At 38.7% G+C, this 23984-nt stretch carries 24 protein-coding genes; 21 read left to right on the top strand and 3 right to left on the bottom strand.

What is annotated here, in order from left to right:
- The first annotated feature begins 18 nt into the window (after positions 1 to 18).
- The 5 genes from MHB65_RS14695 to MHB65_RS14675 all read left to right on the top strand — a co-directional run bounded on the left by MHB65_RS14695 (position 19) and on the right by MHB65_RS14675 (position 4233).
- The gene (locus MHB65_RS14695; protein WP_205444153.1) at positions 19 to 462 is read left to right on the top strand and encodes a MarR family transcriptional regulator; all 444 of its coding nucleotides are present in this window, start codon (positions 19 to 21) and stop codon (positions 460 to 462) included.
- Between the two features lie 58 nt (positions 463 to 520).
- Complete coding sequence (locus tag MHB65_RS14690) at positions 521 to 1462, top strand: ring-cleaving dioxygenase (protein WP_342443751.1); 942 nt, start codon at positions 521 to 523, stop codon at positions 1460 to 1462.
- Between the two features lie 16 nt (positions 1463 to 1478).
- The gene (locus MHB65_RS14685) at positions 1479 to 2534 is read left to right on the top strand and encodes an LLM class flavin-dependent oxidoreductase (protein ID WP_342443750.1); all 1056 of its coding nucleotides are present in this window, start codon (positions 1479 to 1481) and stop codon (positions 2532 to 2534) included.
- Positions 2535 to 2547: 13 nt separating this feature from the next.
- Entirely contained in the window at positions 2548 to 3114 is a 567-nt protein-coding gene (locus MHB65_RS14680) for an NADPH-dependent FMN reductase (protein WP_342440854.1), read from the top strand.
- 444 nt (positions 3115 to 3558) lie between these two features.
- A complete protein-coding gene (locus MHB65_RS14675) occupies positions 3559 to 4233 on the top strand; it encodes a serine/threonine protein kinase (RefSeq protein ID WP_342440853.1) in 675 nt (224 codons plus the stop codon).
- A gap of 101 nt (positions 4234 to 4334) precedes the next feature.
- Here MHB65_RS14675 and MHB65_RS14670 read toward each other — a convergent pair whose 3' ends face one another.
- A complete protein-coding gene (locus MHB65_RS14670; RefSeq protein WP_342440852.1) occupies positions 4335 to 4778 on the bottom strand; it encodes a hypothetical protein in 444 nt (147 codons plus the stop codon).
- 224 nt (positions 4779 to 5002) lie between these two features.
- On the opposite strand from MHB65_RS14670, the gene MHB65_RS14665 reads away from it, so the two are divergent.
- Both MHB65_RS14665 and MHB65_RS14660 read left to right on the top strand, forming a co-directional pair.
- A complete protein-coding gene (locus tag MHB65_RS14665; RefSeq protein WP_205444145.1) occupies positions 5003 to 5218 on the top strand; it encodes a DUF3955 domain-containing protein in 216 nt (71 codons plus the stop codon).
- A 379-nt stretch (positions 5219 to 5597) separates the two neighbouring features.
- Complete coding sequence (locus MHB65_RS14660; RefSeq protein WP_205444144.1) at positions 5598 to 5876, top strand: DUF1450 domain-containing protein; 279 nt, start codon at positions 5598 to 5600, stop codon at positions 5874 to 5876.
- A gap of 48 nt (positions 5877 to 5924) precedes the next feature.
- Here MHB65_RS14660 and namA read toward each other — a convergent pair whose 3' ends face one another.
- Positions 5925 to 6935: an NADPH dehydrogenase NamA gene (gene namA, locus MHB65_RS14655; protein ID WP_342440851.1), complete on the bottom strand. Its 1011-nt coding sequence runs from the start codon at positions 6933 to 6935 to the stop codon at positions 5925 to 5927.
- A gap of 48 nt (positions 6936 to 6983) precedes the next feature.
- Entirely contained in the window at positions 6984 to 7787 is an 804-nt protein-coding gene (gene proC, locus MHB65_RS14650) for a pyrroline-5-carboxylate reductase (RefSeq protein WP_205444141.1), read from the bottom strand.
- Between the two features lie 347 nt (positions 7788 to 8134).
- Between proC and MHB65_RS14645 the strand changes: the two genes are divergently transcribed.
- From MHB65_RS14645 to MHB65_RS14580, 14 genes are all read left to right on the top strand, one after another.
- Complete coding sequence (locus tag MHB65_RS14645) at positions 8135 to 9124, top strand: MBL fold metallo-hydrolase (RefSeq protein WP_342440850.1); 990 nt, start codon at positions 8135 to 8137, stop codon at positions 9122 to 9124.
- A gap of 8 nt (positions 9125 to 9132) precedes the next feature.
- Positions 9133 to 9888: an SDR family NAD(P)-dependent oxidoreductase gene (locus MHB65_RS14640; RefSeq protein WP_342440849.1), complete on the top strand. Its 756-nt coding sequence runs from the start codon at positions 9133 to 9135 to the stop codon at positions 9886 to 9888.
- 109 nt (positions 9889 to 9997) lie between these two features.
- A complete protein-coding gene (locus MHB65_RS14635; RefSeq protein WP_342440848.1) occupies positions 9998 to 10792 on the top strand; it encodes a MerR family transcriptional regulator in 795 nt (264 codons plus the stop codon).
- Between the two features lie 74 nt (positions 10793 to 10866).
- Positions 10867 to 11673, top strand: coding sequence for a type II CAAX endopeptidase family protein (locus MHB65_RS14630; RefSeq protein WP_342440847.1), 807 nt, complete (start codon positions 10867 to 10869; stop codon positions 11671 to 11673).
- Positions 11674 to 11962: 289 nt separating this feature from the next.
- Positions 11963 to 13156, top strand: coding sequence for an argininosuccinate synthase (locus tag MHB65_RS14625; RefSeq protein ID WP_004231366.1), 1194 nt, complete (start codon positions 11963 to 11965; stop codon positions 13154 to 13156).
- Positions 13157 to 13237: 81 nt separating this feature from the next.
- The gene (gene argH, locus MHB65_RS14620; protein WP_342440846.1) at positions 13238 to 14617 is read left to right on the top strand and encodes an argininosuccinate lyase; all 1380 of its coding nucleotides are present in this window, start codon (positions 13238 to 13240) and stop codon (positions 14615 to 14617) included.
- Between the two features lie 203 nt (positions 14618 to 14820).
- A complete protein-coding gene (locus MHB65_RS14615; RefSeq protein ID WP_342440845.1) occupies positions 14821 to 15198 on the top strand; it encodes a carboxymuconolactone decarboxylase family protein in 378 nt (125 codons plus the stop codon).
- A 923-nt stretch (positions 15199 to 16121) separates the two neighbouring features.
- Positions 16122 to 16499: a GntR family transcriptional regulator gene (locus MHB65_RS14610; protein ID WP_342440844.1), complete on the top strand. Its 378-nt coding sequence runs from the start codon at positions 16122 to 16124 to the stop codon at positions 16497 to 16499.
- Positions 16500 to 16506: 7 nt separating this feature from the next.
- The gene (locus tag MHB65_RS14605; protein ID WP_342440843.1) at positions 16507 to 17586 is read left to right on the top strand and encodes a DUF5808 domain-containing protein; all 1080 of its coding nucleotides are present in this window, start codon (positions 16507 to 16509) and stop codon (positions 17584 to 17586) included.
- A gap of 13 nt (positions 17587 to 17599) precedes the next feature.
- Positions 17600 to 18883 carry an alpha/beta fold hydrolase gene (locus MHB65_RS14600; protein ID WP_342440842.1) on the top strand — a complete coding sequence of 428 codons (1284 nt, stop codon included), beginning with the start codon at positions 17600 to 17602 and terminating at the stop codon, positions 18881 to 18883.
- 11 nt (positions 18884 to 18894) lie between these two features.
- Positions 18895 to 19209 (top strand): DUF3784 domain-containing protein, encoded by a 315-nt coding sequence (locus MHB65_RS14595; protein WP_342440841.1) that lies wholly within the window; start codon positions 18895 to 18897, stop codon positions 19207 to 19209.
- 145 nt (positions 19210 to 19354) lie between these two features.
- The gene (locus tag MHB65_RS14590) at positions 19355 to 21337 is read left to right on the top strand and encodes an AraC family transcriptional regulator (RefSeq protein ID WP_342440840.1); all 1983 of its coding nucleotides are present in this window, start codon (positions 19355 to 19357) and stop codon (positions 21335 to 21337) included.
- Positions 21338 to 21563: 226 nt separating this feature from the next.
- Complete coding sequence (locus MHB65_RS14585; protein ID WP_205444126.1) at positions 21564 to 22751, top strand: hypothetical protein; 1188 nt, start codon at positions 21564 to 21566, stop codon at positions 22749 to 22751.
- An 18-nt stretch (positions 22752 to 22769) separates the two neighbouring features.
- Positions 22770 to 23945: an amidohydrolase gene (locus MHB65_RS14580; RefSeq protein ID WP_205444125.1), complete on the top strand. Its 1176-nt coding sequence runs from the start codon at positions 22770 to 22772 to the stop codon at positions 23943 to 23945.
- Positions 23946 to 23984 lie beyond the last annotated feature (39 nt).

Raw genomic sequence — 23984 nt, 5'->3', positions numbered from 1 at the left:
TGAAGGGAGGATGAAGTGATGAGAAATCATACATTAGGTACCTTAACGTGGATTCGTATGATGCGTTTTACAACGCAAAGTAATCAGTTATCGAATGAATTTTTAAAACGTTTTGATTTAACGACAGCTCAATTTGATGTGTTAATCCAAATCAAAACATATGCCCCGCTTACACAGTGTCAATTAGCAGAAAAAGTAACTGTAACGCAAGGTGGCATGTCTCGCATGCTTGCACGACTGGAAAAAGAGGGGCTAATCGAGCGTAAACAAAATTGGAAGACGAAAACCATCTCATTGACATCAAAAGGGGAGCAAATGATTGATGCAGCAACACCTAGTCAACTTCACTTCCAGTCCTCATTTTTTGAAGAAGTATTAACAGCTGAGGAAATAAAATCTTTATATATTGCGATGACAAAGCTTGAAAAACATAGCCGAGAAAAAAAATTGCCGCCCGTGTAATTTTTTTTGTGAAATCACTTGCTTAGTCAAGTGAAAATGATGAGGAGGAACAATTATGATGAACAAATTAAGCGGACACCATCATATCTCTATGCTAACGAAAAATGGTAAACAGAATAATCATTTCTACACAACTATTTTAGGGTTACGACGTGTAAAAAAAACGGTGAATCAAGACGCACCTTCTATGTATCACTTATTTTATGGAGACTTAACAGGAGCAGCGGGTACAGAATTAACATTTTTTGAAATGCCTGTTGCAGGACGTACAGTACGTGGGACGAATGCTATTACTCGCATTGGCTTACTTGTACCTAGCTACGAAAGTTTACTTTATTGGAAAGAACGTTTTCAACAGCTGGAGGTAAAACATAGTGACATTACGACATATGCAGGGAAAGATGCCTTATTTTTTGAAGATCATGAAGGTTTACGGATGGTATTGTTAAACCATCAAGGACAAGAAACGCCTGCGCAATGGCAACCATGGGATGGAAATGATATACCGAAGGAACACCATATTTTAGGTATGGGTACTGTTGAAATCACTGTGCGTTATTTACAAAGAACGGTCAATTTATTACAAGATTTATTTCACTATACCGTTGTTGCAGAAAAGGACAAAGAAACAGTTCTACAATCGATAGAAGGGGAAGTGCTTGGAGAGATTGTTGTCAAAGAATTAGAAGGGCCAAGCGAGAAACCTGGTAAAGGCAGTATTCACCATCTTGCGTTACGCGTTGCAACTGTCGAGGAATTACAGCAATGGGATAGCAAAATTAAGGAACTAGGATTGGATAGTACAGGTGTTGTTGATCGTTATTATTTCCAAAGCCTTTATTTTAGAGATCGCAACGGTATTTTATTTGAAATGGCGACAGACGGCCCAGGATTTACTGTGGATTCAGCAGTCGAAGAACTTGGCAAAGAGCTAGACCTCCCGCCATTTTTAGAAGAGAGACGTTCAGAAATTGAAGCCATTTTAGAACCGCTAGAATAAGGAGAGATAACACATGATGGAAAAATATCGTATTGATCAAACACAAGGACTCGAATTCGGACTGTACTCTTTAGGTGATCATATCCCTAATCCACTAACGGGCGAGCGTATTTCTGCGCAACAACGACTAAAAGAGCTAGTCGAGGCAAGTCAATTAGCAGAGCAAGCTGGAATTGATGTATTTGGCATAGGTGAAAGTCATCAGTCTTATTTTACAACACAGGCACATACGGTCGTGTTAGGTGCTATTGCCCAAGCCACTTCGACCATTAAATTGTCTAGCTCCGCAACCGTATTAAGTGTTTCAGACCCTGTACGAGTATATGAGGATTTTGCCACAATTGATTTATTATCAGATGGTCGTGCAGAAATTGTAGCGGGACGTGGTTCACGTGTAGGTGCCTATCACTTACTAGGTGTTGATTTACAAGATTATGAAGAAATCTTTGAGGAAAAATTAGAGCTTCTTATGAAAATCAATGACGAGGAGCTTGTGACGTGGGAAGGGCAATTCAGAGCCCCCCTCCATCATGCACAAATTTTACCGCAGCCAAAAAACGGCTCGTTGCCAATATGGCGTGCGGTTGGTGGACCACCTGCCAGCGCTATTAAAGCAGGCTATATGGGCATTCCGATGATGCTTACAACATTAGGTGGACCTGCTATCAACTTTAAACCATCTGTGGATGCCTATCGAGAAGCGGCAGAGCGCAAAGGCTTTGACCCAAATGAATTGCCTATTGCCACAACAAGCTTGTTTTATGTAGCAGACACAACAAAAGAGGCATTGCAAGGCATGTACCCACATTTAAACGGTGGTTTCCAAGCGATTCGTGGTGGGGGCTATCCAAAGCAACAATTTGCACAAGCGCCTGATACACGTGATGCTTTAATGGTGGGCAGTAAAGAGCAAATTATTGAAAAACTACTTTATCAGTACGAACTATATGGCATGCAACGCTTTATGGCACAAATCGATTTTGGTGGCGTACCATTCGAAAAAGTGATGAAAAACATAGAAATCATTGGCAATGATATTATGCCAGCGATAAAAAAACACACAGCAAAATAAGGAGTGGTGCATCATGAAAATTGTCGCACTTGCGGGTTCTATTGTCGGGTCAAAAACAAGAACTGCTACACAAAAAATAGTCGAGATGTTACAAGAAAAATACCCAGAGCATGAAGTAACATTACTAGATCTTGCTAACTATCAGCTAGTTTTTAGCGATGGCCGTAATTACTTTGACTATGAGGGCGATACAAAATATGTGACAGAAACCATTATGGCTGCAGATGCAATTGTGATTGGGACACCAACATTCCAAGCATCTATTCCAGCTACATTAAAAAATATTTTTGACCTTTTACCTTTCAATGCCTTCCGCGATAAAGTAGTCAGTGTCATTGTTACAGCGGGTACATCCAAGCATTATTTAATGGTGGAACAGCAACTAAAGCCGATTCTTGCTTATATGAAAGCCCACATCGTTCCGACCTATGTATTTATAGAAGAAAAGGATTTTTTACGCAAAGAAATTGTTAACGATGATGTCCTTTTCCGACTAGAACGGTTAGCAGAGGATACAGTGATGGTTACAGATGCTTTTGCAGAAATTCGTGCCAAAAAAGATGCTGAATATGATTTTTAAAGATTAATAGATGAAACGCTGTGTAAGTAGTCTGACACAGCGTTTCTTTTTGCGTCAAGGCTAGCTATAAGTTCGTGACAATCATGATAAAAAATAAAACGTTACTACCAAATCACTTTGAGTTTTTAATAAGGGTGGTTAAGGGTAAATAGAGGATAGAACTGGTTCTTCTGTAGCTAACGAAGCCGTATACTTCCACAAGGAGAAATGTATATAGGAACTTCTATTAGTTCCCAACGTTTTAAAATTAAAGAGAACATGTAGGAAATTTGAGATATAAGTGTGACATTTAGAATGTGGTGAAAAAAGTATGGAGATAGTACCTCCTAATCTTTAACGGGGGTTAGTTAAAGAAACTGAATATTGTTAAGGGCGATATAGAATTCCTACTAAAGTAATTAGATAGTGTAGTTTTCTTCAATGCAAATGATGGGAGAGATGGAAATGGAAAACGACTGGGACAAAGCTATAGGTTCTCTTTCTAAAATAAACGTTTTTTCAAATTCAAATAATGAGCCGGTATCCATAAGTGGTGAAGCTGATGATTTGAAGTGTATAGGTGTTGGGACAGATGCGGCTGTTTTTCAATCTCTTTCCGCCCCAGCGTATGCATTTAAACTATATGCCAAAGACAAAGTGCACAAAGTAAAAGTTGAAGCAAATGTTTATCAAATATTAGGAGATTCACCTTTCTTTTCAACATGCTTTGCTTCACATGACGAATACCTTGTTTTAAGTTACGAAGAAGGAAAAACGCTCTTTGATTGCATTCTACAAGGTATTCACATTCCAAAACAGGTTATAAATGAAGTGGAGGATGCAAGAGAATATGTTCGGAAGAAGGGCCTTAACCCTCGTGATATTCATTTAAAAAATATTTTGCTCCAAAATGGAAGGGCAAAAATAATTGATGTCTCTGAGTACACACTACAGGGCAATGATTATCGATGGGAGCATTTAAAAAAAGGATATGAGCAATACTATCATTTAATAGATGGAAATTCTGTGCCGTTTTGGTTAGTAGAAACAATACGAAAGTGGTATAACCAGCGTGGAAAGAATACTTCATATGAAGAGTTTACAAAAAATATCCTAAAATTTTTGTTAAAAAATAATTGAATTTACGGGAGCTACCTTTTACGAGATGATTTCATTTTGGTCAGTTTAATAGAAATAAAGAAAACAGACAACATAATTTCATTGACTGTTTTAAAAACTACTTATTCGCTTATAATAGTGGGTTCATCGAATGAGACAATATCAATAATATGGTCTAAACAAACAATCTGATAATGGAATAGCTCCTTGTAGGAATAGATATTGAGAGCTATAGTTCCTTTACTTATGAAATCTAAATAAGTTGATTTTGTAAAAAGACGTACTGAGTTACCCAAGAAATCATCTTCTTGATTTACAAAATGAAATGATTCGTCAAAAACAGTATAGGCTACATATGAATCGAATTCTATATGTATGACCGGTAATGTCTTATCAATTTCAATAGGATAGACATCATTTATTGTATATTCCTTAAAACTTATATCCTCGCTTTCGGAGCTAACGGAAGCTCTAGAAATAGAAACTCTCAAAGAGTTTGTCCCTGGCTCTACTATATTATCTAAAAACAAATAACCTTTCCATTGCATTAAATCTTCATAGTTCATACAAATCACCCTTCCAAATTATCACTAGAGATAATGGTCATTTTATAGTTAGAATTTCAAAATGTCAATTTGGGATTGGTTGAATTGGAATAAAAATTTATTGTTTATCAATAAAAAACAATTGACTTAGAATATATTCTGGATTTATGATTGTTATAGCAAGTTGTAGAAAGATGCAGTGGAGGAATTAAACATAAAAATATTTAGGAGAGAGGAAATAAGTTATGAAAAAATATATTTTTGCATTAATGCCAATCATATTAGGCGTACTTAGTTTTTTAATCTTTATGGTGAAAGGGAGTAATGTAGCACCTGATGGTACATTAGAAGAACCATTCTTTCTTATTCCAATAGGATTTTTATTGTTATTTATTGGATTTATATGTGTTGTAGGGGTGGCGTTAAATTCGGTTATTAAAAAGACACAATACGTTAAATAATAGATAAAACAACCAGGTCATACATAAGAGACTTGGTTGTTTTTAATATTGACATAATAAAAGCGCTACATTTGTGTGGGAGTTTATGTTTACACGATTTATGGATCAGACTGATGATTTGATTGAACAACATAAATAGCTATTTTAGTTGATTGCAGAATAGTACTTGAAGGTTTTGAATGATAAGTTTGTGACTGCCTTTTTTCAAGGCAGTCATTTTTGTTTAATGGTTGTACATTAATTTCATAAGAAAAACTTATGTTATTGAGCATAAAGATTAATAGTATTTTATGAAAATTTTTTTGCTTAACGATACAATTTTCATGAAGTTTATCGAATTGTGGTATGATCGTTTTTAGAGAGTAGGGGGTCAATAAATATGGTATTTTCTCTTTTTAAAAAAAAGAAGGAACCACAGCAACTAAAAAATAGAGTGGAGTTTTGCATCACTAATTTATCACTTGGGGCAGCAGATGCGTATGATGTATTACTAGAACGTGATGATATTGAGATAGAGGAATCTGGTTGTACGTCCCACTGTGAAATCTGTGAGCAAGGTATTTTTGCCATAGTCAATGGAGAAGTAGTAACAGCTGAAGATGCAGCGTCATTGGTGCAGGCTATTGATGAAGAATTAAAACAAAATCCACTTTTCTAATTGAAAAACAGCTTGCTAGATAACAAGCTGTTTTTTGATGAAATTGATTTACCAGCCACGCACGTATTGTACGGGAGGTTGCACGTCTTCTCCTAGTTCTTTAGCTGCCTGTAGTGCCCAATAAGGGTCTCGTAATAAAACACGCGCTAAAAATATTAAATCTGCACGATTATTTTGAAGAATCTCTTCGGCTTGAATGGCTGTTGTAATAAGACCAACTGCGCCCGTAGGAATATCAGCCCCATGCTTAATCGCTTCTGCATGTGTTACTTGATAGCCTGGAAAGACATTGATGGCTGCTGGTACAACACCGCCTGTTGACACATCGACTAAATCAACACCTTGAGATTTCATCCAGCGGCTAAAAATAATAAAATCATCCATTGTTGTGCCATCTTCCGCGTAATCTTCCGCAGAGACACGTACCAATAATGGTCCATTCCATACACTGCGAACCGCATCGATGACTTGACGCAGAATACGATAACGATTTTCCTGTGAACCACCGTATTGATCTTGACGTTTATTCGTAGCAGGTGATAAAAACTCGCTAATTAAATAGCCATGTGCGCCATGAATTTCGAGTACATCAAAGCCAGCCTTAGCGGCACGAACCGCTGCTTGTTGAAATGCCTCGATGACATAGTGAATGTCCTCTTCTGTCATTTCTGTTGGCGTTTTATAGTCTGAACTAAAGGCAATAGCTGATGGGGCAAAAATTTCGCCATCCACTGTTGCTTTACGACCAGCATGTGCAAGCTGGATGCCTGTTTTAGCACCGTAAGCTTTCATTCCTTCAACTAATTGGCTTAATCCTTCAATATGTGCATCATCCCAAATCCCTAAATCCTTATTTGAGATACGACCTTCTGGCACAACACCCGTAGCTTCTAAAATAATTAAGCCTACTTGACCAGCTGCGCGTGTCGCATAATGGACGAAATGAAAGGGTGTCACCATACCATCGTCTTGTGCTGAGTACATGCACATAGGGGCCATAACAACACGGTTTTTTAAGGAGATAGATTGTAATGTATAGGGTTCGAATAATTTACTCAAAATAAAGCCTCCTAATTCCTAGTGATACACTCTATTTTGCACATAATGTTACCCATTTGCAAGTGAACGAGATCGTGCCTCTGCTTCTTTAATACATGCTTCAATGGCTTCATTAAATTGATATTGCTCTAACGCTTGAATTCCAGCCTCTGTTGTACCACCTGGACTTGTCACCTTCTTGCGTAAGACATCTGGTTCATCTACTGATTGCTTGAGCATCTCCGCTGTTCCTGCAAGTGTTTGAGTCATCAGTAAGCGCACCGTATCTTTCGATAAACCTACCTTCGTCCCTACTCGTTCAAAAGCTTCCATTAAATAATAGATATAAGCAGGGCCACTACCTGAAAGGGCTGTGACAGCATGTAGCTGATCCTCATCGACTTCAATAACGGAGCCAACTGCTTCTAATAATTGGAGGAAAAGGATACGCTGCTCTGCAGATACCTCGTGATTGAATGCAATGCCACTTGCTGACATGCCGATTGTAGCAGAAGTGTTCGGCATGACTCTTGCTACAGGGCGACTCCCTAAAAATTCTGTAATCGTATCAATCGCAATGCCTGCTAAAATGGACAATACAGCAGTGTGCGCTGTAAGTTTAGGCTTTAGATCACACATGGCAGCAATGGCATCTTTCGGCTTCATCGCTAAAATGATAAGGTCTGCCTGTTGATAAATTGCATGATCAAACACGCAATGGACACCATATGTTTCATGTAAGAAATGTAAACGTTCTTTGTCAGAGCGATTGGTGACGTATATTTCCTGAGGTGTGAACACCTTTTGTTTAATCCAGCCTTGCATCAATGCTTCCGCCATTGAGCCTGCACCGATAAATAATATTTTTTTCATGAACAAAACCTCCAGTTCAAAATAAAAAAGCGCTCTCGTCCTTATTTAGAAGGACGAAAACGCTCTCGTTTCCGCGGTACCACCTTTGTTTGCCAATTGTTGGCACAACTCTTAGCCCTCTTATCGCAAGGGAAACGGTTATGTTTGCATAACTGCTCAGAAGTAGGTTCGGTAATGGGAGCGGGTGATGTTACTCTCAGCAAATGTAACACTCTCTAACACCTTCACCAGTTACGTACTCGTCTTCCTCAACGCACATAAATAATTAGATTATTCAAAATTATAGTGAGGAAAAGGCAACCTGTCAACAGGAGGATGACGAAAACAGAAAAAACTTGTAAAATAGAATGAATCAGTATTCACAAGTGCGTGAAAAGGGGGAGACAACTTTGTCTATAGTCAAAATAGAAATACCAACACCCTATGCAGTAGGAGATGTCAATGCATTTATTGTAAAAGGCGATGCACTTAGCATTTTTGATGTTGGACCAAAAACAATGGAAGCCTATGATGCTTTGAAATGGGGGATTCGAGCAGCCGGCTTTGACATGCAAGAGATTGAACAGGTTGTGTTAACCCACCACCATCCAGATCATGCAGGATGGGTCGATGCTTTTCCACATGCAGAAATTTTAGGGCATGCCTATAATGACAAATGGCTTCGTCATGATGAAGATTTTTTACGTTATCACGAGCAATTTTACAGTGAGCGTTTGTTGGAGCATGGTGTACCACAAGAATATATTTCAAAAAGTGTCCATGTTCGTCGTGAACTGGAGCTTGTGGGTGAACGACCATTAACACAAATTTTGGCGGATGGAGATGAAGTGCCTGGGCATCCAGGATTAAAGGCAATCGAAACATTAGGTCACGCACAAAGCCACTTCATTTTTTGGAATGAAAAAAACCATCATGTGATTGGTGGAGATTTATTACTCGAAAAAATAACGCCCAATCCATTAATAGAGCCACCATTGGATCGTACAGTAGGACGTACAAAATCTTTACTGCAATACAATGCATCCCTTGAAATTCTACGCCAATTACCGGTCAAAAGGATGTATACAGGGCATGGAGCAGAGCTAGAGGATATTCCTGTGTTAATTGATAAACGATTAGAGCGTCAGCACCAGCAATCGATGAAGGTTCTTGAATTGTTAGGCGATGATCAATTAACCGTTGTCCAAGTAACAAAACGCCTGTATCCGGCCATCTTCCAGCATCAGCTTGGTTTAACTTTATCCAAAACACTTGGTCATTTAGATTATTTAGAGGCCAATGAGTATATTACGTCAACGAAGACAGAAGCAGGTATCTATTTATTTCAAAGGAAGTAGGTTTATACATGAATCATCCTAACAAAACGATCTTTGTGACAGGTGCGACAAGTGGGGTTGGCCTAAAAATAACGGAATTATTAGTAGCTCAAGGGCATACCGTTTATGCAACGGGTCGCAATGCCGTTGCACTAAAGGTCCTAGAGCGTTTAGGTGCTCAAGTGATCCAAGCGGATTTAACCAATCTCCATACACTTGATGATGTTTGCGCCCAGCTACCACCGCTTGATGTAGCGATTCTTTCAGCAGGTGTAGGAAAATTCGCTGTAGCCCCTGCTTTACAGGATGAGGAGATTGCGCAAATGATCGAATTAAATGTTAGTGTACCAATCTATCTTACGAAACGATTAGCCGCTAAGATGATGGAACGCAAACAGGGCCATTTAATATTCATTGGTTCACAGGCTGGGAAGGTAGCCACACCAAAAGCAAGTGTCTATGCTGCTACGAAACACGCGATTGTTGGCTTTACCAATGGACTGCGTATGGAATTGGCTCCGTATAATGTCAACGTGACAGCCGTCCATCCAGGTCCAATTGATACACCATTTTTAGATAAAGCCAATGATGCAAGTGGCTACCGAGAGTCCTTAGGTCGATTTTTATTATCAGCAGAAGAAGTGGCACAAGCGACGGTGAAAACAATTGATCGTCCAGTTCGTGAGATGAATCTACCACGAATTATGGGATTATCCAGTAAATTATATGCATTAGCCCCTGCGACCATAGAATGGTTGGGCAAATCATTTTTCCATAAGAAATAACAACATTTGAAACTGTAAACATGCTTCACATGCATGTCTACGGTTTTTTCATATTTACATATAATTGTAGCTATAGTAGTGAAGAGGAAGAGCTGAAAAGGAGACTTAAATGTATACAATTGGTCAAGTTGCAAAATTTTTAGGAGTTTCTAGGGACACCTTAAAATATTACGAAGAAAAGGGATTAGTAAAGCCCCAGCAAAATAGTCAGAATGGGTATAGAACATACAATCACTTTGATATATACGATGTCACAACCGTCAATTTTTATAGAGAAATTGATGTTGAAATTAAAAAGATTCAGGAATTAAGAAAAGGCAAGAGTATAGATGGCATCCAATCATTGTTAGTAGAAAAAGAACAGGAAGTGTTAGAGGAGATAGCTTATAAAAAGCTACAATTAAAAAAGCTCCAGCTTGTAAAAGAGGATTGTCAAAAAATTAGTCAATTTTTAGGAACGTATACTATAAAGGAAATGAAACCATTGGAAATAATGGGCGTAATAGATCATTATACGGCCTATGATGAATATGACTCGTTAAAAGAAAATGCAGACAGTATAAAGAAAGCGGTAATTCTTACATCTTTAAGAAGAGTTATTCGATTCAATGATAGCGGTATGCTAGAAAATAAATTTATGATTGTCAGGAAAGTGGAAAATAGCAATCAACCAACAGAAGGTGAAATTTTATCGCATCCTAAATGTCTTTATACGGTTATAGAAGATGGGCGCTGGTCTACAGGTGGCAAAAATACAGACGATAAAGTAGAGGCTAGCATAAGAAAAGTAGCTAAGGAAAATGGCTATGAGCTTTTAGGGCTTGTTTATATCAACTTATTGCTTACCACTTATGAAGAGGGGCTTGAACGTATTTTTTTAGAAATGTATGTACCGGTAAAATAATGGCATAATGGGTTTGACCTGTGAGCAACCCCCAGGTTTATGCTGAAGATATTCAGATGAAATGGGGGATCTACTTGCGTAGAAAAAAGAAATTAAAAAAACCAGTAGCAAGCTTTATTGTTTTAACCAATATCATTTTTTGGCCACTTTTCTGTGTTGTTGGAGCCGTCAAGCTATTAGGCTATCCGACTTGGCTATTTGATATCGTACGCTGTCTATCGGCTTGGTCATCCACCTTTGCCTTTGTTCTACTTTTTCCAAGAATCTATCCTGGGCAGCGTTTTATCCACTTTGTCAAACAAAAATTTAAAAGTAAATTGTCATTGTCGGTGATTGTTTCAATAGTGATGATACAAACGGTTATCTTTATCATTATTTTGTTTCTTATCATGAATAATTATGAAGCAACCTCTATTTTTACGCTGTCTTCATTGGGCATGCTGAGTTTTTATTTTGTTAAAACGCTTTTGTCAGGACCACTAGGAGAAGAATTAGGATGGAGGGGCTTTGCGCTGCTTGAGCTTCAAAAGAAGTATTCCCCTTTAATTGCCTCTATTATCATAGGCTTTTGGTGGGGGATGTGGCATTTACCTATATGGCTTACAACAGGGTTTATTGGGATGGATTTAATCAAATACAGTTTATTCTTTATGCTATCCATCATAGCAACGACCATTATCATGACAGTATTTTATAACATCAATCAGAATTTAATTATTCCTATTATTATTCATCAGCTCTTTAATTTTTTTATCGGCTCCATAAATGGAAACCTAATTGATTTAATCATGTATAATGCCATTTTATATTCGGCGGCAGCCGTTCTACTTATTTGGATTAAACCTAATAAAGTTTTGTATGGGATTCAATCAGAAAAGTAGCTAGAAAAGAATCCAGTTTGTATAATGGATTCTTTTTTGTCGTTCATTGCTAAACTTATATAGTATACATTTCTATATATAGTAAAAAAACGTTTTTTCGAGTTAATATCCATAGATTTCTTCGCGACCTTTTGTCAGGAACGACTTACTTTTGACAATAAAAATAAAAGTCTATTAATTTATAAAAATACACTTGTATTTATTTTTATAACATGATACTATTCGTGTATAAACTTTTAAATGAATGTATAAACATACATATCGATAGAGCAATGGAGGCGCATTTTTAATGGCAAATAAAAAAGTTGTGTTAGCTTATTCAGGAGGACTTGATACTTCGGTAGCAATTCCATGGTTAAAAGAACAAGGGTGGGACGTCATTGCAGTATGTCTTGACGTTGGCGAAGGGAAAGATCTTGAATTCGTAAAAAATAAAGCTCTTCAAGTAGGGGCGATTGAATCTTATATGGTGGATGCGAAAGATGAATTTGCTGAAGGATATGCATTAATTTCTTTACAAGCACATACTTGGTATGAGCAAAAGTATCCATTAGTATCAGCACTTTCCCGTCCACTCATCTCGAAAAAACTAGTAGAGATTGCTAATCAAGTAGGCGCTGACGCTGTTGCGCATGGTTGCACAGGTAAAGGGAATGACCAAGTTCGTTTTGAAGTATCCATTAAAGCATTAAATCCAGATTTAGAGGTATTAGCACCAGTACGTGAGTGGGGCTGGAGCCGCGATGAGGAAATCGAATATGCAATGAAGCATAATGTACCGATTCCTGCAACATTGGATTCACCTTTCTCAATCGACCAAAACTTATGGGGCCGTGCAAATGAGGCAGGCATCATGGAAGATCCATGGGTGTCGCCACCAGAAGAAGCTTATGGCTTAACAGTTTCTGTTGAAAATGCACCGAATGAAGCCGAATATGTGGAAATCGAGTTTGTAGCTGGTAAACCAGTAGCATTAAATGGAAAAGAAATGAAGCTTGCTGATTTAATTCAAGAATTAAATGCAGTAGCAGGTGCTCATGGTGTAGGACGTATCGACCACGTAGAAAATCGTCTAGTTGGTATTAAATCTCGTGAGGTTTATGAAATTCCAGGTGCAAAAGTGCTGTTAACAGCGCATAAAGAGCTTGAAGATTTAACGCTTGTAAAAGAATTAGCACACTTCAAGCCAGTAATTGAGAAAAAACTTTCTGAATTAATTTACGACGGTCTATGGTTCTCACCATTACGTGATGCTCTTGAAGCATTCCTTGCACAAACACAACAATATGTGAATGGTACAGTACGTGTGAAACTATTTAAAGGACATGCGATTGTAGAAGGACGTAAATCACCAAATTCATTATACAGTGAAAAGCTAGCAACATACTCGAAGGAAGATCAATTCAATCACGCTTCCGCTGTAGGCTTTATCGAGTTATGGGGTCTACCAACTGTAGTGAACTCATCTGTGAATAAAAAGTAATGTTGAACAAGCAAGGTGTGGTGAGGCATTTGTGCTTATACTACACCTTTTAATAAGTAATCGAGGAAAAGGTGAGCTGACATGACAAAACTTTGGGGTGGACGTTTCCAAAAATCAGCAGAAGCATGGGTAGACGAGTTTGGCGCATCGATTGGCTTTGACCAGCAACTTGTGCTAGAGGACCTTGAAGGTAGTGTTGCACATGTCACAATGCTTGGTGCAACAGGAATTTTACCTGCAGCTGACGTAGAGGCCATACTAGGTGGTCTTGCCCAATTAAAAGAAAAGGCAATCGCAGGTGAGCTTGAATTTAGCGTTGCCAATGAAGATATACACTTAAATTTAGAAAAGATGTTAATTGATTTAATTGGTCCTGTCGGTGGCAAACTACATACAGGACGTAGCCGAAATGACCAAGTAGCAACGGATATGCATCTCTTTTTGAAAAAGCGTGTGCAGGAAGCAATTGATTTAATTGTGACGTTCCAACAAACGCTATTAGACAAAGCACAAGAGCATATTGAAACGATTGCACCAGGTTATACGCATTTACAACGTGCACAGCCAATTTCCTTTGCACATCATTTAATGGCCTATTTTTGGATGCTAGAGCGTGATAAACAACGTTTTACAGAATCCATAAAACGTATTGATATTTTGCCTTTAGGTGCTGGGGCAATGGCAGGGACAACTTTCCCGATTGACCGTTTAAAATCAGCAGAGTTATTAGGGTTTAGCGAGGTTTATGCAAACTCCATGGATGCTGTGAGTGATCGTGATTTTATAGTGGAGTTTTTAAGTCATTCTTCCTTACTTATGGCACATCTATCACGCTTTGCTGAGGAAATTATTATCTGGTCTACAGATGAATTTAAATTTATCGAATTGGATGATGCCTTTTCAACAGGTTCTTCGATTATGCCACAAAAGAAAAACCCGGATATGGCAGAGCTTATTCGTGGTAAAACAGGGCGTGTTTATGGGAATCTAATGGGCTTATTAACGGTGTTAAAGGGCATACCATTAACGTATAACAAAGATATGCAGGAGGACAAAGAGGGCATGTTCGATACCGTTCATACGATTCTTGGTTCACTTAAAATCTTTGAAGGCATGGTTCGTACAATGACTGTCAACACGGAACGTTTACATCAGGCTGTTCACTCTGATTTTTCAAATGCAACAGAGCTGGCAGATTACCTTGCGACAAAGGGGATGCCATTCCGTGAGGCACATGAGGTGACAGGTAAGCTTGTCTTTACATGTATTCAAAAGGGCATTTATTTATTAGATTTACCATTGGAAGAAATGCAGCAAGAAAGTGCGTTAATTGAAGCGGATATTTATGATGTACTAGCGCCAGAAGCGGCTGTTCGCCGCCGTCATTCCTTAGGTGGTACTGGCTTTGAACAAGTAAAAATCCAAATTGAGAAAGCTAAAGCCTGTCTTGTAGTTATTTAATTTTTGCGTGCATGTCCTTGAGACTTTTGCATAGATATTCATTAAAGATGTCCTGTGAGGCACTATGAAAACCTTTATCCTTTTTCAACTGAACCAGAGGGTGACGTGAAAAAGAGAACCTTACATATGTGAAGGACAATCCCCAATTCTGGAGACGCGGAATTGGGGTTTTTGTATAAGTAATTGGTGGGAGGGATAAAGAAATGAATGAACGTTTTACAAAGGGGCTCGAAACAATTAAACAATATGTGACAGAGGAAGAAGCAACACGGATGATCGAATCCGATGCATTAGCCGATGTAGCACCCGATTTACGCAAAATGATTATTGAGTTTGCTTATGGTGATGTCTATTCAAGATCTGGGCTAGATGCAAAAAGTCGAGCACTCGTCGTGATAACAGCAGTTGTTGCACAAGGTGCTGCACCACAAACCAAAACTCATATTCAGCGAGGATTACATGCAGGCTTAACACAGACAGAAGTGGTTGAGGCACTTTTACAATTAGTACCCTACATCGGTTTTCCAAGAGTGCAAAATGCTCTTACGATAGCACAACAAGTCTTTGCAGAAAAAAGTTAAAGCATGTATAAAAAACAAGGGATGGCTCATAATAAGAGAGGAACCACTTATTAATCTAATCTGATGGGGAGGATGCAGAATGAGTAGTAATAGTCAAACACCCAAAGACCAAGAATCTCAGGAAAGTCCGCCACAACTGTTCAAGGTTGAAGCTTCTTAAATCTTAAGCCAAAAGGTGGAGCAGAAATAATCTGTTTTGCTGTAGTTTAAGATGAAGTGTCAACCAGCCAGTTAAAAATCAAATAGAAGCAATAAGTGTCCATGGATCCAGAATTATTCTGGGTCCTTTTCTTATTTTTAGGTTTCCTATTTGAGGTCAAAAGTGCTCATGCTAACATAGAACCCGCTCAAGTTGAGACTGAAAGCGCTCCTAAGGGAAGAGAATCCGATCTAATGAGAGTCAGAAGCGCTCCTAAGGGAGGAGAACCCGCTCTAAATGATGGACAAAGCGCTCACCCAAGGAAGGAACCCGCTCTAATGAGAGTCAGAAGCGCTCCTAAGGGAGGAGACCCCGCTCGAATTGATGGACAAAGCGCTCATCTAAGGAAGGAATCCGCTCTAATGAGAGTCAAAAGCGCTCCTAAGGGAGGAGAACCCGCTCGAATTGTTGTCAAAAGCGCTCACCTAAGGAAGGAATCCGCTCAATTAGGAGTCAGAAGCGCTCCTAAGGGAGGAGAACCCGCTCGAATTGATGGACAAAGCGCTCACCCAAGGAAGAAACCCGCTCCAATAGGCATCAAAAGCGCTCCCCAAGGAAGGCTCCCGCCCCTATTGATGACAAACCCTCTCCAAAAATGTAACCACCACACTAAAAAAGTCTTCTCCACAAAAAATTCCTTCATTTGACATTATAGAAAATCTGTATTACTCTATACATAACAGATTTCTGTTTGGTTATTAGCAATACAGAATGGAGGAGTTTTATGCAAATACATTTAGATCCAAGCAGTGAATTGCAGCTTTATAAACAGTTAGCTAATCAATTAATTGAAAGCATTGCGAAAGGGGAGCTGAAAAACGGTGATACTTTACCGTCTGTGCGTGCGATGGCTACGGATTTAGGTATCAATGTCAGCACGGTCAGTAAGAGTTATCATGAACTCGAAGAGAAGGGCTTAATTGAATTAAAGCCGAAAGCGAAAGCGGTCATTATTGGTGGCCAAAAGAGAGAGCTGGAAGAAAAGGAGGTTGAAAAAGTCGAAAATGCCTTGAAGCCTATTATGGCAGAAGCTTTTGCACGGGGTTTGGAAAAAGAGCAAATGACAAGTTTGTTCCAGCGAATTTTAAAACAATGGAAGTAGGGGTAGTATGCTTATAATCGTAAGCATCTTTATCATTGTCGGGATTTTAGAAACGCTGACACCACATTTAACAAGAAAATCGATTGTCTTTGGTGTTTCTATACCTGAACCTTATGTTAAACATCCACAATTACAGCTGTGGAAGAAGCATTATAGCCAAATCATCGGAGGGATTGCCGGTTTATTTTTACTAGGTCAAATCGGGCTTTATCTTTCGCCTATGCAAGAGGAGAAGGCGTCCTTAATTTCCTTTATCCTGTTGTATATCATGCTCCTTGTATCATCTGGTCTTTACATGAGTTATCATGTCAAAACGAAAAAATTGAAGGTGCAGGAGCAGTGGGAAGCGCAAATAAAAACAGTATATGTGACAGATTTGTCTATCCGCCAAAATGAAGAAACCTTGTCATCTATATTTTTTAGCGTACCCATGATCATCACACTGGCATTAATCGCTTTTACGTATATGAACTATGAGACAATCCCAGCGGTTTTTGCGACACATTGGAATGGAGCGGGGGAGGTCGATGGTTGGACTGATAAATCATGGCTGTCAGTCGTCAGTATGCCACTTATATTATTAGCGATACAAATCAGTTTTTTCATCATGAACCAAGGCATGAAAAGCGCCAAAATCCAATTGAGCGCACAGGCCAAAGAAGCGTCCATCCATCGCGAGCTAGCTCAGCGTAAATATGGGAGTTGGTACTTGGCAGCCATTAATTTTAGTATGACTATTCTATTTGTTGTTTTACACTATACAACCGTTATTTTACACGACCAAACGGTTCCTTACTTTTTCCCCCTTTTTCTTATCTTTAATGTCGTCACGCTGGGTGGTTTACTAGTGTTCATTTGGAAGCTTAGTAAAAGTAACGAACGCTTTGATGAGGTACATACAAATGAAACAGCTGCGACAGATGATCAATATTGGAAATGGGGTGTTTTTTATTGCAACAAAAATGATCCCTCTTTATTAGTGCCCAAAAAATTCGGGATTGGTTGGACTGTCAATTTTGCGAATAAATGGTGCTACATCTTGATCGGTATAACTTTATTGCCAATTTTATTGGTGATCTTCATATAGAAAGGAAGATTAGATGAAAAAATGGTTATTGTTTTGCTGTACAATTTTACTTTTAGCTGCTTGTGGGCAAAAAGAGGTCACTGCTCAACATCAAGGAACAAAGGGGACAAATGCAATGAATGAACAGTTTATTGGAAAATGGGAAGGAAGTATTGAAACACCAAATGGACCACTACCAATTATCGTGGATTTACAGAAGGATAGTGGCACATTATCTGTTCCAGCACAAGGGTTATCTAATTTTCCATTTCAAAGTGTGACGTATACAGGTGATAAAGTAAAAGTGTCCATTAATTTAAACGGCTCAGCTATTGCCATTAATGGCACAATCAAAAATGAACAAATAGAGGCTACATTTCAACAAAATGGGGGAAAATATCCTTTAACACTAAAGGCTTATAAAGAGCAACCCGTTACCTATGATACATTAAAGATTCCCGTTCAAAACGGCAATTTAACAGTAGCCTTACAAAAGGCTTCTCCATCTCCATCACCAGTGGCACTGATAATAGCAGGCTCGGGACCAACTGATAAAGACGGTAATTCCGCTTTAGCTGGAAAAAATAATAGCTTAAAAATGTTGGCGGAAGGTTTAGCACAACAGGGCATTGCGACGGTGCGTTATGATAAGCGAGGACTTGGAGATAATCAAGCGCTCTTAACAAAGGAAGAGGATGGAACGTTTGATCAATACGTGGATGATGCTGTTCAAATCATCCAAACATTGATGGCTGATAAAGCCTATACAAGCGTCCATGTGATTGGACATAGCGAAGGTTCACTCATTGGTTTACTAGCAGCTCAACAAACAGGCGTAGAATCCTTTGTCTCCATTGCAGGTGCAGGTAGACCGTTGGATGAAGTGCTTTTAGAGCAATTAAAGGGTCAATTAGCACCAAAGCTTTTCAATGAATCCACGAATATTTTGACAGCTTTAAAGCAAGGGGAGCAAGTGAAAAATATTTCACCAGAGCTACAAGCACTTTTCCGTCCATCTGTACAGCCTTTCCTGATTTCTTTGCTAAAGTATCAACCTGCTAATGAGCTAGCCAAGGTAAAAGGACGTGTATTACTGCTACAAGGAACAACGGATTTACAAGTGAAGGAAGCCGATGCCGAAGCATTGAAGAAAGGCAAACAAGAGGCAAAATTGCTTTATTTAGAGGGCATGAACCATGTATTGAAAAAGGCACCAGCAGATCGTGCAGAAAACTTAGCAACCTATGCAGATCCTTCACTGCCACTTCATGAAGAATTACTACCAGCAATTCAGCAATTTATTAAAAATGAAAAGTAGGATGATGGACTTTGGGTGTTATTGTCTATTTAATTATCATGCTGCCGTTTCTCATCTTCGCCATTGTTTTATCGCAAGGTAAAGGAGCTTTTCTACTTGCAGGCTTTAATACGATGGCACAGGAAGAGAAAGAACGATCTGATGAAAGAGCACTGGCAAAATTTATGGGAAAAATGATGTATGGTTACTGTTTTTGTGTTCTTTTATGGATTCTAAACGAAATACTCCATACACAGTGGTTATTTAATGTTGGTCTTGTACTTTTTGTCGCACTTACGATATTTTTATTGATCTATGTGAACACAGGCAATCGTTTCAAAAAATAACAGAGATGAAAAATGGACTTAGTCAATGCGATGACAAGTCCATTTTTTGTCTCATATTTTATGTATGAGAATCGTTATCAACTAGTAGAATTTCTGTTAAACTATAGACATGTTAATGGTTTATTAGAAGGAGTGTTTGACCCCGATGAAATTAAGTGATCATATACTTTTATGGAATCACGCATACATCAAAATAATGGATGTACGATTGACGATAATGGAGCAGGGTGAAGATTTTGGCCCCTATCGATTACCAACCAATGCCTTTCTTTATACAAAAAGAGGTAGTGCCCAAATATGGCTGGATAAAAATAGACATATGGTACACCCGTTTTATGTCCTGCATGCAGGGAAAGGGGTCTATGTAGAGATTGTAGCGGAAAAAGAGCTCGAATACTTCCTGATTTTTTATAAAGCGATTGTCCCGTTACCTAACCGCCAAGAAATAGTCGCCTTATTGGAAAACAATCATCCTTTCCACTATCAATATGCTTTTGCGCCTGCTCATCCACTTGCGTTACTTGATAAAGCAGAGCAGATGAACATGATTTGGCTGCAAAATGATGACAAAGAGCTGAAACATTTACATATAAAATCAGTGTTTTATCAATATGTCTATGAATTATTACGACAAATGCATGTGCAGGAAATTCAACCTGTAAAGCCAGATATTGTAGCGGAGGCAGTTCGCTATATGGAGGAACATGCTCATCAACCTCTGACACTGGATATCATAGCGCAAGAGCTGGGCTGTAGCATCGGTTATTTATCTAAACGCTTTAAAGAAAAAATGCATACGAGTCCTATTCACTACTTGGGTGAAATGCGTGTAAACAAAGCAGCGACTTTACTCGTACAAACAGATGCTACATTGCAGGAAATTGCTGAACATGTCGGCTACCCCGATGGTCATTCCTTGAGCCGAAGTTTTAAACGATATAAGGGCGTATCTCCCGCTCAATTTAAAGTAACATGGAGACAAAAACGGCAAATGGAAGATGAAGAATTGCCACTTTGGAAAAGAAGATATGCTATTCTCCCAAAACAATTCGAGTGGTATATTGATGATGAAATTGAAAATCATTATCAACGAAAGGGAGTAAATGAAATGTCGAAGTACAAAAGTATGAAAGTAAAGGCGATGACGTTGTTTATGTGTCTATCATTGCTGCTAGCAGCATGCTCAAATACAGCGAATACAAATGGTGCCTCATCATCCGCGACAAAGCAAGTGGAAACGCAAGCGAATAGTGGACAAGAAGCTGTGCAGGAAGGAAAGACAAGAATAGTTTCTACACCAAGAGGTGATGTAGAAATTCCGGCACAACCACAGCGTGTAGCGGCCGATCAGTACATGGGACAGCTTTTAAAACTAGGAATTATTCCAGTTGGTGTCCGCGAAGGGATGTTAGCGGAAGGATGGATTGAAAAAGCAGGGATTCCGCAAGAAACATTAGCTAAAATTGAAAATTTAGGTGGCTTTCCAATGAACCCTGAAAAACTCATTATGCTAGAGCCAGATTTAATCATTGGATCGATTGAGAAAAATATTGAACAATATGAAAAAATAGGCACGACTGTTTTTATTCCTTATTGGGAAGAGCTTTCGACAGCTGGACCATTAGAAAAATTCAAAAGGATTGCTGAAGTATTTGGCAAAGAAAAGGAAGCTGACCAATGGATCGAAGAATATGAACTCAAGGTTGAAGACGCTCGAAAACAAATAGACGGCATCATTAAAGAAGGTGAAACGGTGTCAGTCGTGCAATTAAGCCCTACAGGATTATTTGTATTAGCTGCAGAAGGAGGGAATTATGGTAGTAATACCATTTATCAGATGTTGAAATTACCTCCGACAGAACAGGCATTAAATATGAAAGAGGGGTTTGAAAATATATCTTTAGAGGTATTGCCAGAATATTTAGGCGATCATGTATTTGTCTATGTAAACTCGCAAGAAGATGCAGAGGAAATTTTGAACAGTCCAATTTGGCAGGAAGCACCTGCTGTTAAAAATGGCAATGTTTATATGTATGGCGAGTTTGGGGATGAATTTGTGATGGAAGATCCATACTCGTTAGATCTTCAACTTGAGAAAATTGTTAACGTTTTATTGGAAAAAAAATAGCGCGCAAAACGAAGTAGAGCCATTTTAAAATGGTTCTATTTTTTTATGAAAGCGCTTTATGAAAATTCTTTAAAATCTAAATATTTGGATAATCGTAATTTTAGTGTCACGAATATGCTCGTTCATGCATTATTTTTCTTCTTTTCTGTAAAAATAGAATTTTAAGAATAATTAGTATTATCATAGATGACATTAAAAAATTACTAAGTTAGGAGAATTCTTTGATATGTCGCAAATGTTAGCACTGACGATAGTACTTGCTATTCTTTACATCGGAGATATCGTAGCAACAAGAACGAAGGCGTGGATTCCATCTGTGTTCGTCTGTGCGGTATTATTTTTAATCGGCTATTGGACGTTCTTCCCGAAAGATATTGTGAGTATTGCCGGGATTGGTCCAGTCGTTGCCACGATGTTAATGTATTTATTAATTACCAATATGGGTACACTTCTGTCCCTTAAGGAATTGAAAAACCAGTGGAAAGCCATCGTTATTTCTTTAGCTGGTATTGTAGGCATCATCGCCATATTATTTACAATTGGTGCCATGATTTTTGATTTAAAAACGATGATTGTTGCGGTTCCGCCATTAGTAGGTGGCGTTGTGGCTGCCCTAGTCATGTCAGAAGGTGCTTCTGCAGCTGGCTTAGAGGATTTAGCGGTCTTTGCCATTGTGATTTACGTAATTCAAGGTTTTGCAGGATACCCCATCACGTCCATTGTATTGAAGCGTGAAGCAAAACGTTTATTAAAAGAACACCACCAAGGGAATTTACAATCGGTGACACAAGAACAGGAAGAGGTTGAACAGTCCTCTGAACAACCTAAATTATTTAGAAAAATCCCTTCTAAATACAATACAGAATACTTTAAATTTTTCCGTTTAGCGTTTGTTGGATTATTAGCTTATGGTACATCAACCGCATTAGCACCTATTGTAACAGTCAATGCATTAGTGCTGTGCTTAGTATTTGGTGTACTTGCATCCACATTTGGGTTTTTAGAAAGACAACCATTGCAAAAAGCAAATGGTTTCGGTTTTGCTATTATGGGTTTAATGCTCTTTATATTTGATGGCTTAAAACAGGCATCCCCTGAAATGCTGATGCGTATTATTGTGCCATTAGTTGTGTCAATTATTTTAGCGGTCATTGGTATGTATATTTTCTCTTTCATCGCAGGGAAAGTTTTAAAAGTCAGCCCGAATTTAGCGTTTGCTGTATCCTTAACAGCGCTCTATGGGTTCCCAGCGGATTATATTTTAACAAATGAAGTAGTGAAATCGTCCACAACCGATGAAAAAGAACGTGATATGCTATTAAGCCATATGTTGCCTCCGATGCTTGTTGGTGGCTTCATCAGTGTAACGATAACATCCGTTATTTTAGCAGGTATTTTTGTCAATTGGCTATAAAAGAAGGAGAGAGTGAGCATGAATAAAATGAAACAAACTATTGCGGAATTAAATAGTGAGCTTGTGGCGATTCGTCAAAAATTGCATAGTGAGCCAGAGCTTTCTTGGGAAGAATATGAAACAACGAATTATGTAGCAGCGTATTTAGATAACCTTGGTATTCCATATAGACGAACAGAGCCAACAGGCATTATCGCTGAGTTAAAAGGAGGCAAGGAAGGAAAAACTGTTGCCTTGCGTGCGGATATGGATGCATTGTCAGTTTATGAAATAACAGAAGATATTCCGTATCGTTCTAAAACGGATGGTAAGATGCATGCCTGTGGTCATGATGCGCATACAGCTATGTTGCTGATTGCAGCTAAGACATTACATACGGTACAAGATGAAATCGAAGGAACAGTTCGTTTTATTTTCCAACCAGCTGAAGAAGTAGCTACAGGCGCAAAAGCGATGGTTGAGCAAGGAGCAATGAAAGGTGTAGATAACGCCTTTGGTATTCATATTTGGTCACAGATTGACACAGGAAAAATCCAGTGCAATAAAGGACCTGCCTTTGCCTCTGCTGATATTTTCAAAGTACGCTTTAAAGGGCAGGGCGGACATGCGGCGGTACCACATGATGCCATTGATGCCGTAATGATTGCTTCAACGTTTGCTTTGAATGTCCAAACGGTTGTGTCACGTACAGTCAACCCACTTCGACCTGCTGTTCTTACGATTGGGAAAATGGAAGTAGGCACACGCTTTAATGTAATTGCAGAAGATGCCATTTTAGAAGGGACTGTGCGATGCTTCGATAAAGAGGTTCGTTCACATATCGAAGCGCAAATTCGTCATTATGCTGAGCAGGTTGCGTCACTTTATGGTGGCACAGCAGAGGTTGTTTATGAATATGGTACACAAGCCGTCAACAATGATGTGGCAAGTGCCAACTTGGTTGAGCGCCTCACAGCTGAACATTTTGGCGCAGAAGCTTATCATATTGATGATCCAACAATGGGTGGAGAAGACTTTAGCTTTTACTTAGATGAAGTACCTGGCTGCTTTGCCCTCGTAGGCTCAGGCAATACAGAAAAGGATACACGCTGGGCACACCATAATGGCCATTTTGATATTGATGAAGATGGTTTGCGCGTTGGAGCCGAATTATATGTACAATATGCGCTAACTTGGTTAAGAGAAAATAAATAATAAGAAGTAAACAAGCTTGTTTTGATTAGTATAAATTCA

It is taken from the genome of Lysinibacillus sp. FSL K6-0075, assembly GCF_038592945.1.
Taxonomy (GTDB): domain Bacteria; phylum Bacillota; class Bacilli; order Bacillales_A; family Planococcaceae; genus Lysinibacillus; species Lysinibacillus fusiformis_F.
Note: the sequence above shows the minus strand (reverse complement) of the source record. Positions and strands in the feature narration are given on the sequence as shown.

Bases quoted from the DNA above. Each gene is read 5' to 3' on its own strand.
- MHB65_RS14670 (WP_342440852.1), bottom strand. From the start codon at position 4,778: ATGAACTATGAAGATTTAATGCAATGGAAAGGTTATTTGTTTTTAGAT.
- MHB65_RS14635 (WP_342440848.1), top strand. From the start codon at position 9,998: ATGTATACAATTGGTCAAGTTGCAAAATTTTTAGGAGTTTCTAGGGAC.
- MHB65_RS14610 (WP_342440844.1), top strand. From the start codon at position 16,122: ATGCAAATACATTTAGATCCAAGCAGTGAATTGCAGCTTTATAAACAG.
- MHB65_RS14615 (WP_342440845.1), top strand. From the start codon at position 14,821: ATGAATGAACGTTTTACAAAGGGGCTCGAAACAATTAAACAATATGTG.
- argH (WP_342440846.1), top strand. From the start codon at position 13,238: ATGACAAAACTTTGGGGTGGACGTTTCCAAAAATCAGCAGAAGCATGG.
- MHB65_RS14605 (WP_342440843.1), top strand. From the start codon at position 16,507: ATGCTTATAATCGTAAGCATCTTTATCATTGTCGGGATTTTAGAAACG.
- MHB65_RS14640 (WP_342440849.1), top strand. From the start codon at position 9,133: ATGAATCATCCTAACAAAACGATCTTTGTGACAGGTGCGACAAGTGGG.
- MHB65_RS14580 (WP_205444125.1), top strand. From the start codon at position 22,770: ATGAATAAAATGAAACAAACTATTGCGGAATTAAATAGTGAGCTTGTG.
- MHB65_RS14590 (WP_342440840.1), top strand. From the start codon at position 19,355: ATGAAATTAAGTGATCATATACTTTTATGGAATCACGCATACATCAAA.
- MHB65_RS14665 (WP_205444145.1), top strand. From the start codon at position 5,003: ATGAAAAAATATATTTTTGCATTAATGCCAATCATATTAGGCGTACTT.
- MHB65_RS14675 (WP_342440853.1), top strand. From the start codon at position 3,559: ATGGAAAACGACTGGGACAAAGCTATAGGTTCTCTTTCTAAAATAAAC.
- MHB65_RS14685 (WP_342443750.1), top strand. From the start codon at position 1,479: ATGGAAAAATATCGTATTGATCAAACACAAGGACTCGAATTCGGACTG.
- MHB65_RS14600 (WP_342440842.1), top strand. From the start codon at position 17,600: ATGAAAAAATGGTTATTGTTTTGCTGTACAATTTTACTTTTAGCTGCT.
- MHB65_RS14690 (WP_342443751.1), top strand. From the start codon at position 521: ATGAACAAATTAAGCGGACACCATCATATCTCTATGCTAACGAAAAAT.
- MHB65_RS14645 (WP_342440850.1), top strand. From the start codon at position 8,135: ATGAATCAGTATTCACAAGTGCGTGAAAAGGGGGAGACAACTTTGTCT.
- MHB65_RS14660 (WP_205444144.1), top strand. From the start codon at position 5,598: ATGGTATTTTCTCTTTTTAAAAAAAAGAAGGAACCACAGCAACTAAAA.
- MHB65_RS14680 (WP_342440854.1), top strand. From the start codon at position 2,548: ATGAAAATTGTCGCACTTGCGGGTTCTATTGTCGGGTCAAAAACAAGA.
- proC (WP_205444141.1), bottom strand. From the start codon at position 7,787: ATGAAAAAAATATTATTTATCGGTGCAGGCTCAATGGCGGAAGCATTG.
- MHB65_RS14695 (WP_205444153.1), top strand. From the start codon at position 19: ATGAGAAATCATACATTAGGTACCTTAACGTGGATTCGTATGATGCGT.
- MHB65_RS14585 (WP_205444126.1), top strand. From the start codon at position 21,564: ATGTCGCAAATGTTAGCACTGACGATAGTACTTGCTATTCTTTACATC.
- MHB65_RS14625 (WP_004231366.1), top strand. From the start codon at position 11,963: ATGGCAAATAAAAAAGTTGTGTTAGCTTATTCAGGAGGACTTGATACT.